At 73.7% G+C, this 12,394-nt stretch carries 11 protein-coding genes, 1 tRNA gene and 1 pseudogene; 6 read left to right on the top strand and 7 right to left on the bottom strand.

Translation table 11 applies throughout. The annotated features are described in order from the left end of the window. Genes ABZ807_RS19120 through ABZ807_RS19105 form a run of 4 tightly spaced genes read right to left on the bottom strand, consistent with a single transcriptional unit; the run spans position 1 to position 2,970 of the window. On the bottom strand, positions 1-1,116 hold the full coding sequence (locus ABZ807_RS19120) for a hypothetical protein (RefSeq protein ID WP_357159318.1): 1,116 nt from the start codon (positions 1,114-1,116) through the stop codon (positions 1-3). Next, entirely contained in the window at positions 1,113-1,829 is a 717-nt protein-coding gene (locus ABZ807_RS19115; protein ID WP_357159315.1) for a thioredoxin domain-containing protein, read from the bottom strand. The genes ABZ807_RS19120 and ABZ807_RS19115 overlap by 4 nt, the downstream gene beginning before the upstream one ends. After that, on the bottom strand, positions 1,822-2,346 hold the full coding sequence (locus tag ABZ807_RS19110) for a MauE/DoxX family redox-associated membrane protein (protein WP_357159312.1): 525 nt from the start codon (positions 2,344-2,346) through the stop codon (positions 1,822-1,824). Before ABZ807_RS19110 ends, ABZ807_RS19115 begins: the two co-directional genes overlap by 8 nt. Positions 2,347-2,379: 33 nt before the next feature. After that, positions 2,380-2,970, bottom strand: a complete 591-nt coding sequence (locus ABZ807_RS19105) for a sigma-70 family RNA polymerase sigma factor (RefSeq protein WP_357159309.1) — start codon at positions 2,968-2,970, stop codon at positions 2,380-2,382. A 108-nt stretch (positions 2,971-3,078) separates the two neighbouring features. On the opposite strand from ABZ807_RS19105, the gene ABZ807_RS19100 reads away from it, so the two are divergent. From ABZ807_RS19100 to ABZ807_RS19085, 4 genes and pseudogenes are all read left to right on the top strand, one after another. Continuing rightward, positions 3,079-3,723 (top strand): zf-HC2 domain-containing protein, encoded by a 645-nt coding sequence (locus ABZ807_RS19100; protein WP_357159306.1) that lies wholly within the window; start codon positions 3,079-3,081, stop codon positions 3,721-3,723. Positions 3,724-3,779: 56 nt separating this feature from the next. Continuing rightward, a complete protein-coding gene (locus ABZ807_RS19095) occupies positions 3,780-5,447 on the top strand; it encodes a copper resistance protein CopC (RefSeq protein WP_357159434.1) in 1,668 nt (555 codons plus the stop codon). A 19-nt stretch (positions 5,448-5,466) separates the two neighbouring features. Next, on the top strand, positions 5,467-6,204 hold the full coding sequence (locus ABZ807_RS19090) for a YcnI family protein (RefSeq protein ID WP_357159303.1): 738 nt from the start codon (positions 5,467-5,469) through the stop codon (positions 6,202-6,204). Between the two features lie 659 nt (positions 6,205-6,863). After that, a pseudogene (locus tag ABZ807_RS19085) lies at positions 6,864-7,351 on the top strand (hypothetical protein); the annotation flags it as partial. A 16-nt stretch (positions 7,352-7,367) separates the two neighbouring features. Here the strand turns inward: ABZ807_RS19085 and ABZ807_RS19080 are convergent. Next, a complete protein-coding gene (locus ABZ807_RS19080) occupies positions 7,368-8,666 on the bottom strand; it encodes a glycosyltransferase family 87 protein (RefSeq protein WP_357159300.1) in 1,299 nt (432 codons plus the stop codon). A gap of 66 nt (positions 8,667-8,732) precedes the next feature. Here ABZ807_RS19080 and orn point away from each other — a divergent pair, with 66 nt between their 5' ends. Together orn and ABZ807_RS19070 are read left to right on the top strand one after the other, a co-directional pair. Continuing rightward, positions 8,733-9,329 (top strand): oligoribonuclease, encoded by a 597-nt coding sequence (orn, locus tag ABZ807_RS19075; RefSeq protein ID WP_357159297.1) that lies wholly within the window; start codon positions 8,733-8,735, stop codon positions 9,327-9,329. Between the two features lie 112 nt (positions 9,330-9,441). After that, positions 9,442-9,517: transfer RNA gene (locus tag ABZ807_RS19070), tRNA-His, on the top strand. 50 nt (positions 9,518-9,567) lie between these two features. On the opposite strand, the gene ABZ807_RS19065 is transcribed toward ABZ807_RS19070, so the two are convergent. Then, a complete protein-coding gene (locus ABZ807_RS19065; RefSeq protein ID WP_357159294.1) occupies positions 9,568-10,857 on the bottom strand; it encodes an Ig-like domain-containing protein in 1,290 nt (429 codons plus the stop codon). Positions 10,858-11,125: 268 nt separating this feature from the next. Beyond that, a complete protein-coding gene (locus ABZ807_RS19060) occupies positions 11,126-12,385 on the bottom strand; it encodes an Ig-like domain-containing protein (protein WP_357159291.1) in 1,260 nt (419 codons plus the stop codon). Positions 12,386-12,394: the final 9 nt, after the last annotated feature.

The raw sequence follows: 12,394 nt of genomic DNA, 5'->3' as shown, positions 1-12,394 counted from the left end.
TCAGGCCGAGGGGTGGGGCTCCGGGGTGGCGGCTGCCGGATCGGGCCGTACCGGGGTGACCCGCGAGGCGGCGTGCAGGCGGAGGACGCCCGCGCCGACCGCGCCCGCGCCGCCGGCGACGATCAGCACCAGCAGCACCCGGGCGGCGGTGGCCGACCAGGGGACGGGGGCGACCGCGCGGGAGAAGACGCTCAGGTTGGTGAAGCCGGCGAAGAGCGCCAGGCAGGCGCCGGCCAGCGCCAGCGCGAAGTCGGCCGCGGCGGGCCGGCGGGCCAGCGCGTAGCCGCCCGCGGCGATCGCGCCGAGCCCGGTGAGCAGCGGCCAGATCTGCCCGGTGAGCAGCCCGGCCAGCACCCCGCCGACGCCCTCCGCGCCGGCGTCCAGCTCCCGCCCGAGCACCAGGACGACCGCCGCCGCGCCGCCGAGCGCCAGCAGCGCCCCGACCGCGCGCAGCGCGCGGTCGCCGGCCACCGAGCCGGCCGGCAGCAGCCCGGCCGCCCCGACGGCCAGGAAGCCGAGGGTGGCGGCCACCCACCAGGGGTACGCGTCCGGCGGCGGCACCCAGTCCAGGGTGCCCCGGATCTCCACCTGCTCCGTGCCGTCGCGGACCGGCACCGTCCAGTCGCGGACCCGGTGCGCGCGGGTCGGGTCCGCGGCGGCCCGGGCCGGTGGCCCGGACTCCCGCCACAGGGCCCGCTGATCGTGCCAGCGCACCCGCGGTTCGTCGGCGATCCGCCGCCACTCGGGCGGCGCGGCCGGGTCCGCCTCGGGCGGCAGCGGGGTGTCGCCGGCCAGGGTCCGGTTCAGGTACGTCGCGGGGGAGCGGCTGTTCTCGTACGTGCCGCCGGGTCCCACCCGCAGGTACGGCTCACCCGAGTAGCCGATCACCTCGACGTCCCGGCCGGTGCGGTTGACCAGCTCCAGCCGGGCGCCCGCCTCGACGGCCCGTACCGTCAGCCCGGGCCGGGCCGGGGTGAGGCCGGTCACCTCGGTGCGGTAGTCGGTGCCGTCGGGGGCGTCCGCGCCGTGCGCGGCGGCCGGCGTGGCGAGGGCGAGCAGGGTGACGAGCGCGGCGGTGGCGACCAGGCCGGCCCGCCGGAGCAGGGCGGCGATCACTTGCCGGCCGCCTCCACCGCCGCCGTGATCCCCGCCGGGCTGCGGTCGGCGACCTCCTTGCCGTTGACCTTGATGGTCGGCGTGCTGTTGACGCCGGACCTGCTGGCGTCCTCGGTCACCTTCGCGGTCCACGGCTTGTACGTCCCGTCCTTCACGCAGGAGCCGAAGTCGTCCCGGTTGAGGCCGACGCCCGCGCCGATGTCGATCAGCTCGTCGTTGCTCAGCCCGGCGCTGCCCTCCGGCGGCTGCCGCGCGAAGAGCACGTCGGTGAACTCCTTGAACTTGCCGCCCTGGGCGGCGCAGCCGGAGGCGGCCGACGAGCGGGTGGAGTACTCGGTGGTGGAGAAGCGGTTGAGGTAGGCGACCGGGTGGAAGACCACCCGGGCCTTGCCGGCGCTGACCAGCTGGTCGATCGTCGCACCGCTGACCTGCTGGAACTGCTTGCAGGCCGGGCAGAGGTAGTCCTCGTAGAGGTCGATGGTGACGGGGCCGCTGCCGATCACGATGCCGGTGCCGGCGTCGTTGGCGCCGCGCGGCGCGGTGAACTCGTGGGGGCGCTGGCTGGACCAGACGCTCCAGCCGATCATGCCGGCGATCACCAGCACCACGACCGCGCCGACGGACGTCCAGAGCGCCCGCTTGCGCCGCCGCTCCCGGGCCAGTTGCTCGCGTACCACCCGGGCGGCGTTCCGCTGCCCCTTACGGCTACTCATCTTCGTCCTCCACGGCGGGTTCGCCCGTCAGCCAGCCGTCCACCGAGACGGGGGTGCGGGGCCAGATCAGCAGGAATCCGGCCAGCGCCAGGAATCCCAGGTCCCGGAGGATCTCCGGGAGGTAGCTCGGGGCCTGCCCGGCGGCGAGCTGGCCGCCGCTGCCGAAGCAGCCGCAGTCGATGGACAGGCCGCGGCTCCAGGCCGAGACGATGCCGGTGACGAAGACCACCAGCAGCGCGGCGGAGACGCCGGCGGCGAGCCGGGTGGCCAGGCCGAGCAGCAGGATCAGGCCGAGCGCCAGCTCCATGAAGGGCAGCGCCGCGCCGATCACCGTGGCCACGTCGTAGGGCATCACCTGGTAGGCGTTGACCGCCCGCCCGGAGGCGGCCAGGTCACCGACCTTGGCGGCGCCGGCGACCAGCCAGACGGTGGCCAGGCCGAGTCGGGCGGCGAGGCCGATCCAGGGACGGACGGTGGGCCAGCGGGTGGCCCGGATGCGCGCTGCGGTCACGATCATTGGTCGTCGCGTCCGGCCGGTTAGTTCCACCGCTCAGCCGGCCAACGCTTCGCCGACCGCGTCGACCAGGTCGTGCCGGGCCCGGGCCACCCGGGAGCGGATGGTGCCGACGGGCACGCCGGCCACGGCGGCGGCCTCGGCATACGACAGGCCGAGCAGCTGGGTCAGGACGAACGCCTCGCGGCGCTCGGCCGGAAGCCGGCGGACCAGGTCGGCGGCGCCGAGGTGCCCGGCCGGGTCCGGGTACGGGCGGCCGGTGTGGGCGTCGGCGGTAAGCCGCTCGTCGAGGCGGCGCCGCCGGATCACGGTGCGCAGGTGGTCGGCGCAGGCCCGGCGGGCGATGCCGAGCAGCCAGGTACGCGCGCTGGCGCGTCCCTCGAAGCCGGGCAGCGCCCGGAACGCCCGCAGGTAGGTCTCCTGGGTGAGGTCGTCGGCGCTGTCCGGGTCGACCAGCGCGGCGGCGAACCGCCACACCTCGGCCTGGGTGGCCCGGACGAAGGCGGCCTGGGCCAGTGGATCACCGTCGCGGGCGGTCAGCGCCCAGTGTGTCGCCGTGTCGCGCGCAGCGTCGGGTGCCGCGTCGGGGCGGCCGGCGGCGGCGGTGTCGCGCGGGGCGGGGATCACGCCACCCGAGGTTACGCGGCGTACCAGCGGCGAGCAGGGTCCTTCGGCTCTTTCTATGGCCCGGCCCACGTCGGGAACTTTCCCGACCCGCCACCCGACTACCCCCACATGAACTGCGACGACGTACGCGTGGCGCTGTCGGCGCGGCTGGACGGCGAGGACCCGCAGACACCGGCCGCGGCGCTGGACGAGCACACCCGGACCTGCCTTGACTGTCGCTCCTGGCTGGCTCGGGCCGAGCAGGTGACCCGGCTCACCCGGGTCCGCTCCGTGCAGGTGCCGGACCTGACCGCCCGGGTGCTGGCGGCGGTCGCCGCCGACCCGGTGCTGGCCGGGCGTACGCCGGCCGCCGTCCGGGCCGCCCGTCGTCAGGTGCTGCGGGTCGCCGTGGCGGTGGCGGCGGTGGCCCAGCTCGCCATCGCGCTGCCGATCCTGCTGGCCGGGCTGGGGGTGGCCGCCGATCCGCACACCAGCCGGGAGATGGCCTCCTTCGACGTGGCCCTCGCGGTGGGTTTCGCGCTGGCCGCGTGGCGGCCGGAGCGGGCCCGGGCGTTCCTGCCGGTGGCGCTGGTGCTGGCGCTCTGCCTGGCCGGCACCAGCGTGGTCGACATCGCCAACTCGACCACCGCGCTGGTGCACGAGATCGGCCACCTGGCCGCCGTGGTGCAGGCGGGTCTGCTGTGGGCGCTCGGCCGGGTCAGCGGCGAGGCCGACCGGCTCTGGTCGCGTGCCGTCGCGGCGGGGCGCGGGTGAGCCGGACCGACGCCCGTACCGGGTCGGGTCGCCGTCGGGGCCTCGCGTCGGCGACCATGGCCGGCATGAACGTCGTCGATCGTCGCTGGTTCGCGCGGCTGGGCACCGCCGCCGGACTGCTGGTCACCCTCGTCGCGCTGCTGCTCGCCCCGGCCACCCCGGCCAGCGCCCACGCCGTGCTGGTCGCCAGCAGCCCGGTCGCCTCGGCCGTGGTGCCGAGCGCCCCGCCCGAGGTGGTGCTGACCTTCAGCGAGTCCGTGCGCAAGGTCACCGGCAAGATCCGGGTCATCGCCCCGGACGGCTCCCGCGCCGACCGCGGCGAGCCCACCTTCGAGGGTTCGGTGGTGACCGTGCCGGTGGACCCGTCCGGGCCGCGCGGCACCTACCTGGTGAGCTACCGGGTGATCTCCGCCGACAGCCACCCGGTCTCCGGCGCGTTCACCTACTCCGTCGGCGCGCCCTCGTCGCCACCCACCGACTCGGGGGTGGACAGCCGGGCGAACCCGGTGGTGGACACCGCGGTCAAGGTGGCGAAGTACCTCGGGTACGCGGGCCTGCTGCTGGTCGTGGGTCCGGCCCTGGTGCTCGCCGCGCTCTGGCCGCAACGGCTGTCCCGCCGTGGCCCGGCCCGGCTGGCCTGGGCGGGGGCGGGGCTGCTCGCCCTCGCCACCCTGGCCGAGCTGTGGTTGCAGGTGCCGTACACCGCCGGGGGCGGGCTGATCGACGTCACCGGCGCCGGCCTCGGCGAGGTGCTGGGCAGCACGTACGGCACGGCGCACCTGGTCCGCCTGGGTCTGCTCGCGGCGGCGGTGTTCCTGCTGCGCCCGTTGACCCGGGGCCCGGTCGGCCGTACCGACGCACTCATCCTGGCCGTGCTGGCCGGGGCGGCGCTGTTCACCTGGCCGCTGGCCGGGCACGCGGCGGCCTCCCCGGCGCCGGCCGTGTCGGTGGTCGTCGACGCGGTGCACCTGGGCAGCATGGCGGTCTGGCTGGGCGGGCTGGTGATGCTCGCGGTCTTCCTGCTGCGCCGCGCCGACGAGCGAGAACTGGGCGCGATCCTGCCGATCTGGTCCCGTTGGGCGGCGCTGGCGGTGGCGGCGCTGCTGCTCGCCGGCATCGTGCAGGGGCTGATCGAGGTGGGCGGGGTCCAGGCCCTGGTCGACACCACGTACGGCCGGCTGCTGCTCGCCAAGATCGGGCTGTTCGCGCTGGTGCTCGGGGTGGCCGCGTACTCCCGGCAGCTCGTGCGGCGGCGGACCGCCGCGCAGCGTCCGGCCCCGGTGCGGCGGGCCATCTGGGCCGAGTTGGCGATCACCGCGGTGGTGCTCGGCGTGACGGCCACCCTGGTGCAGACCACCCCGGCCCGGGTCGCCGCCGGCGCCGACGGGGCTGGCGCGACCCCCGGCTACTTCTCCACCACGCTGACCAGCCCGATCTACTCCCTGCAGGTGGAGTTGGACCCGGCCGAGCGGGGCAACAACTCGATGCACCTGTACGCGTACACGACGGACAACCGGCCGCAGCCGGTGGCCGAGTGGAAGGCGACGGCGGCCCTGCCGTCGGCGGGCATCGAGCCGATCGACATCCCGCTGCTGCCGCTGACCGACAACCACGTGACCGGGGAGATCAGCTTCCCGGCGGCCGGCGAGTGGCAGCTGCGCCTCACCGTCCGGATCTCCGACATCGACCAGGCCACGGTGACCGCCACCGTGCCGATCAGGTAACGAGAAAGGCTCTCCACCCATGATTCGTCTCCGGCGCCCCGCCACCGCCGCCGCTCTCGCGCTCGCCGCCGTCACCACGGCGGTGCTCGGCTTCGCCGGGCCCGCCTCGGCGCACGTCTCGGTGAACCCGAAGGAGGCGACCCAGGGCTCCTACGGCCGCTTCGCCTTCCGGGTGCCGAACGAGAGCGACACCGCGTCCACCACGAAGGTCGAGGTGGTGCTGCCAGAGAACGCGCCGGTCGGCTCGGTCTCCACCATGCCCGTGCCGGGCTGGACGGTGGCGGTGGAGAAGCGCAAGGTCGACCCGCCGATCGAGGTGCACGGCAGCCAGCTCACCGAGGCCGTGTCGAAGTTGACCTGGACGGCCACCGGCGACGCGGCGGTCAAGCCCGGCCAGTTCCAGGAGTTCCCGGTTTCGCTGGGCCCGCTGCCGCAGGTCGACCGGATGGTCTTCAAGACGTTGCAGACGTACTCCGACGGCAACGTCCAGCGGTGGATCGACGAGCCGACCCCGGGGGCCGAGGAGCCGGAGAACCCGGCGCCGGTGCTCACCCTGACCCCGGCCTCGGCCACGGCCTCTGCGTCGGCCACGCCGGCGGCGTCGCCGGCCGGGCAGGCCCAGGCCGCCGCCGACGAGGACTCCGACGGGCCGGCGACCGGGCTGGCCATCGCCGGTCTGGTGGCCGGGCTGGCCGGCCTGCTCCTCGGTGGACTGGCCTTCGCCCGTACCCGTCGGCAGCCGGCGCCCAAGGCCTGACCCGCTCCGCCCCGCCGGCGCGCCGGACCCGTCCGGCGCGCCGTGGGCTGTCCGTCCGCACCGATATCCGCAGATCAAGGCGGCCCCGTCGGTAAGGTCGGCCGGGTACCCGGTCACCGAAGGAGACGGAACGAATGCGGTTCGTGCGGGCGCTCGTCGGAATGCTGCTGTTGGTCGTCGGGATTCCGGCTCTGCTGGCCGGTGGTGGCCTCTGCCTGGTCGCCCGGCACGCGAGTACCGACGGCAGCTTCGGCGCCCGCTTCGAGCCGGTGCGCACCGCGGGCCGGGCGGTCGTGGTGCAGGACGTCGACGCGCTGCTGCGCGCGGAGGCGCCGTTCACCCGGGTCGGGCAGGCGAGGCTGCGGCTGACGGCCCGGACCCCGGACGGGCCGGCCTTCGTCGGCCTGGCGCCCGCCGACGAGGTCCGCCGCTGGCTCGCCCCGGTCCCACACGCCACCGTCGGGCGGATCGCGCTGGCCCGCGGCCCGCTGCCGGTCCGGCTGACCGACGCCGCGCCCACCGCCGGGCCCGCCGGCGCGATCCCGGCCGTCCCGCTCGATGCGCCCTTCTGGGTACGCGAGGGGATCGGCGCGGTCGAGTGGAACCCCGGGCAGTTGGCCGGGCGCCGGTTGAGCCTGGTGGTGATGCGCCCGGACGGTGGGGCGGACCTCGCCGTCGACCTGCGGGCCGAGGTGCGGTCTGACTGGTTCCGTCCGGTGGCCTGGGGGTCGCTGGCCGGCGGGCTCCTGCTGATCGTGCTGGCGGTGCTGGTGCTGCTGCGCCCGGTGCGCCCGCGCGAGGTGGTCTTCGTGGTCGAGCCGGACCAGGTCCCGGTGCTCGCCGGCCGGCTCGGGGTCAGCTCGCTCAGCGGGCTCGGCGCCGCGCCGGAGCCGGAGCGTCAGCTGGTGTCGGTCGGGGCGCCCGAGCCGTCCCGGGCCGCCATCGGCGCGGTGCCGGCCCGGCGTCCGGCCACCCTCGCCGACCTGCTGCCCTGGCCGCCGGAGCGTCCGGAGGACACGGCCGACCCGGTCCCCGGAGTTTCCCGGCCCGCTCACCCGGACTGACCCCGGCGGCAAACGGCCCTCCGCGCTGCCGACGCGGAGGGCCGTCCTCACCGGGGGATCGGTGCTACCCGACAGACGTCTGAGGTAGGTGTCGCCAGATTAGCGGCGAAAGTGGGCCGCCGGAACATCTGTCCATTTAGCGCAAGTTATTCGTGGGCCGGGCCTTGCCCGGCGGCGCACCGGGAGCGCCACCAGCAGCAGCAGGGCCAGCAGCACGTAGGAGTTGCGCAGCAGGAACTCCGCCGGGGTGTCGGTGCGCGCCGGGGCCACGCCCCAGTCGTAGAAGGACACCACTCCGTAGATGATCACGATCGACGTGCCGACCGCGAGCGCGAGCAGCCGCCGGCGGCGCCGGGCCCCCGTCACGGTGGCCCGGTCGGCGTCGAGGGCCGCGTCCACCAGCACCACCACGGCGGGGATGAACCAGTAGATGTGGTGGGTCCAGGTGATCGGGCTGACCAGGCCGCCGACCAGCCCGGTGAGGGTCACCCCGGTGAGCACGTCCCCGGCCCGGGCGGCGCGGGCCGCCCGCCAGAGGCCGTACCCGGTGACCACCACGACCAGGGCCAGCCAGAGCAACTGGTTCGGCTTCGCTGGCGCGTCGATCCGGCTGAGCAGCCCGAACAGCGACTGGTTGCCGGTGTAGTCGGTGCGGCCGACCCGGTTGGTCGCCCACAGCTCGTGGGTCCAGAAGCGCCAGGAATCCCGGGGTGCGAACGCCGCGGCCAGCAGCGTCGCCGCCGCCGCGGTGACGCTGGCCACCACCGCCGCCCGCCACCGCCGGGTCACCAGCAGGTAGGCGATGAAGATGCCCGGGAAGAGCTTGAGCGCCGTCGCCAGCCCGACGCCCACCCCGGCCCAGCGCCACCCCCGCGGTACGGCGAAGAGCAGGTCGGCCAGGATCAGCACCACCAGCAGCATGTTGATCTGCCCGAAGGTGATCGTCTCCCGGGTGCTCTCCACCGCGAACACCAGCAGCACCGCCACGGTGAGGGCGAACGCCCGGGGCAGGTTGTGCCGCTCGATCACCGGGCTGACCAGCCAGCGGGTGGTCACGATCACACCGATCCCGGTCAGGACGGTGAAGACGGCGATGGTCAGGCCGAGCGGGAGCACCGCGAACGGCCACAGCAGCAGCGCGCTGAACGGCGGATAGGTGAAGTAGAGCTCGCCCTGGACCCGGTCCGACTGCACGTAGTCGTAGAGCGGGTGCCCGGACGACCACCAGTCCATCGCCCGCATGTAGATCTTCAGGTCGAAGAAGTCGTGCCCCATGCCGGGCAGATAGAGCGCCGGTAGCACGGCCGCCAGCGCCAGCACCGTGACGACCCGACGGACCGTGCGGCTCCGCTGCTCGTCGGCGGTGACGGCGGGTGGTGCGACGGGTTCGGCTGGCACGGGGAAACCCTAGCGGTCCGCCGCGCCGGCAGTGGCGAGGCGCGACACCTGGGCTGCGACTAGGCTGTGCCGGTGGCTGATCTTCTTGTCTGGATCGACTGTGAGATGACCGGGTTGGATCTCGGCAGCGACGCGCTGATCGAGGTTGCCGCGCTCGTCACCGATCCCGACCTCAACGTGCTGGGCGAGGGGGTCGACGTGGTCATCCACGCCGACGAGGCGGCCCTGGAGGCGATGCCGGAGATCGTCCGCACGATGCACGGCAAGTCCGGGCTGACCGAGGAGGTGCGGCGCTCCACCGTCACCCTGGCCGAGGCCGAGGACATGGTGCTGGAGTACGTCACCAGCCACGTCAAGGACCAGCGCGCCGCCCCGCTGTGCGGCAACTCGATCGCCACCGACCGGGGCTTCATCGCTCGGGACATGCCCCGCCTCGACGCCCACCTGCACTACCGCATGATCGACGTTTCCTCGATCAAGGAACTGACCCGGCGCTGGTACCCGCGGGTGTACTTCGGCCAGCCGCGGAAGGGGCTCGCCCACCGGGCGCTGGCCGACATCCGGGAGAGCATCCGCGAGCTGGAGTACTACCGCCGGACCATCTTCGTACCCCTGCCGGGGCCGGACGTGGAGACGGCGAAGGGGATCGCCGCGCAGCTCTGACCAGGGCGTCCTCCCCGGCGGGCCGGGCGGTGCGCAACCCGCTGGACGGGGCCGGCGGGGGTGTGGCTATTATTAGTCCGCACCCGCCCGGGCGACCGGCGCGGAAGGCATGGTGGCTGTAGCTCAGTTGGCAGAGCACCGGGTTGTGGTCCCGGTTGTCGTGGGTTCAATTCCCATCAGTCACCCCAGACACGAAGGCCCCCTCCTCGCGGAGGGGGCCTTCGTCGTTCCCGGCGGGTCAGGGAGTCGGGTCGACGCTGGGGGCCTGGTCGCCGGGGGTGGCCTCCGGGCTCTGCGCGGCGTCCGGCTCCTCGTACGGCAGGGCGCTGCCCTTGACGTAGTCGTCCCAGCTCATGTTCCAGTCGGTCCAGCCGTTGCCGTTCTGGAGCTTGCGCTCGGTGCCCTTGACCGTGATCGGGTCGCCGATGCGGGTGTTGGCAAAGAGCCACGCGCCGTCGGCCATCGAGACGTTCACGCAGCCGTGCGAGACGTTGACGCTGCCCTGCTGTCCCTCCGACCAGGGCGCGGCGTGGATGAACTCGCCGCCCCAGGTGAGCCGCTGGGCGTAGTCGATCTTCGTCCGGTACCCCTCCTCGGGGCCCAGCTCGTCCATGGTGTCGAAGACGGTCTTGCGGAGCTTCTCGATCACCACCATGGTCCCGCTGGACGAGGGGGTGCTCTTCTTGCCGAGGCTGACCAGGATCGTCTTGACGACCTTGCCGTCCTTGGTGACCGTCATCCGCTTGGTCTTGTTGTCCACCTGCATGACCAGCGACGGGCCGATCTTGATGTCGACGGTCAGGTCGGAGCGGCCGTACCAGCCGCCGCCCATCGGCAGCCCGCCGGCCTGCACCCGGTATGACACCGTGGTGCCCGACTTCCAGAACTTCTTCGGCCGGTAGCGGACCTCGGTGGGGCTGGACCAGTGCCAGATCCCCTCCTGTGCCGGGGTGGAGGTGACGGTCATCCGGCGCTGGACGTCGTCGCGGTAGTCCTCGGGGACGGCCCGGCCGAACCGGACGATCAGCGGCATGCCCACCCCGACCACCTGGTTGTCACCGAGGAAGCTGGTGATCCGCACCTGCTTGTCGGGCTTGGCCATCACGGTGAAGGCGCTGGTCGCGGTGGCCGGCTTGCCGTCGTCACCGGTCGCCGTGACGGTGGCGATGTACTTCTCGCCGTACTCCAGGGCGCCCGCCGGAAGCCAGCTCTTGCCGCCGGCGGCGAGCGTGCCCTCGACGGCCTTGCCACTGGCGTCCTTGAGCTCGACGGTGGTCTCCTGCGCGTCCTTCGTGGTGAAGGTGATGCCGGTGGAGGCCGGGACGCCGGTCGCGTCGGCCTTGGGCTCGGTGATGGTGGCCGCGGCCTTCGGGGCGCTCTCACCGCTGCCGTCCTGCCAGCTCGACGGCTTGTCGTCGCCGGAGCTCGTGCAGGCGGAGGTGAGCGCCAGCGTCGCGGCGAGGAGCCCCGCCGCGAGTGCGCGGCGCCGCCCGGCGTGCCGGGTCAGCCGGTGGTGGGTAGCTCGCATGATTCCCTCACAGTCGTGGTCCCCGATGCCCCATCCTCTCCCACTGACGCGGGGGAGCGCCGGTCGGTTGCCGGTCGTGATCAGAAACATGCCACTGGGGGTGTACGAATACCGATAAAATGCGGGGCTTTCGCGAATCCCGCTCGGTTTCGTCCGGCGGCGGATCGCCCGGTGGTGGACCCCGCGCTCCGCCGGGCCGATGACCCGGGCGGGCCGCGCACGTGCCCCCGGTCGGGCCGGCGGTCACGCCGGCCCGACCGGGCAGGTTCTACAGCAGCGGGCCGGAGCCGCCCTGCGGCACGGGCACGGCGCTGCCCTTGACGAACTCCGACCAGCTCAGGCTCCAGGCCGTCCAGCCGTTGCCGGGCGAGACCCTGCGTTCGGTGCCCGTGATGGTGATCGGGTCGCCGATCTTCGTCTGGTCGAAGAGCCACCTGCCCATCGCCATCGAGACGTTGACGCAGCCGTGCGAGACGTTCTGCCGACCCTGCACCCCCTCCGACCAGGGCGCCGCGTGAATGTACTCGCCGCCCCAGGTCAGCCGCTGGGCGAAGTCGATCTCGGTGCGGTACCGGTTGTCCGGATCGGGCTCGTCCATGGTGTCGAAGACGGTCTTCTCCTTCTTCTCCATCACCACCAGAGTGCCGCTGGAGGAGGGGGTGCTCTTCTTGCCCAGGCTGACCGGCAGGGTGCGGATCACCTGGCCGTCCTGGAGCACCGTCATCTTCTTGCTGGCGTTGTCGACCTTCATCACGAAGGACCGGCCGATCTTGGCGGTCGCCGACCGGTCGACGTTGCCGTAGCGGCCGTTGCTCAGCGGCATGCCGCCCAGCGCGATCCGGACGTCGAGCGTGGTGCCCGGCTTCCAGTACTCCGGGGCCCGGTAGTAGGCCTGGGTGCCGTTGTAGACCCAGTGCCAGGCACCCGGCTGCGGCGGATCGGTCTTGACGAACATCCGCTTCTGCACCGCCGCGCGGTCCTTCTTCGGGATGCCCGGGTGGAACTCGACGACCACCGGCATGGCCACGCCGTACGTCCGGTCGTCGAAGAGGTAGAGGCCGGAGCTGATCATCGACTTCGGCTTGGCCATGGTGGTGAAGGTGCTGGTGCCCTGCCGGGTCTCACCGCCGGAGCCGGTGCCGGTCACCGTGGCGGTGTACCGGGTGCCGTACTTCAGCGGGGCCGACGGCACCCAGGAGGAGCCGTCCAACCGCATCCTGCCGGCGACCTGCTTGCCGTCAGCCGAGGCGAGCGTGACCGAGGACACCGTGCCGCCGCCCGGCAGTTCGGCGCTGATCTCGGCACTCACCGGCCTGTTCTTCGCTCCGTCGGCCGGGCTCACCGCCAGGCTCGCGGCCGCCGAGCCTTCGCCCGCCTGCGGCGCCGTGGGCGCGCCCGTACCCGGAGCCGTGCTGCCGCCGACGAACTCGGCGGCCTTCTTCTGGTCGTCACCGCACCCGGTCAGTGCCAACGACGCCACCAGGGCCAGGGCGCCCACCATCGCCCCGGCCTGCGTGAACCTGCCCATCCCCACCTC

It is taken from the genome of Micromonospora sp. NPDC047548, assembly GCF_040642975.1.
Lineage (GTDB): Bacteria > Actinomycetota > Actinomycetes > Mycobacteriales > Micromonosporaceae > Micromonospora.
This window is presented reverse-complemented; position numbering and strand designations above follow the sequence as displayed.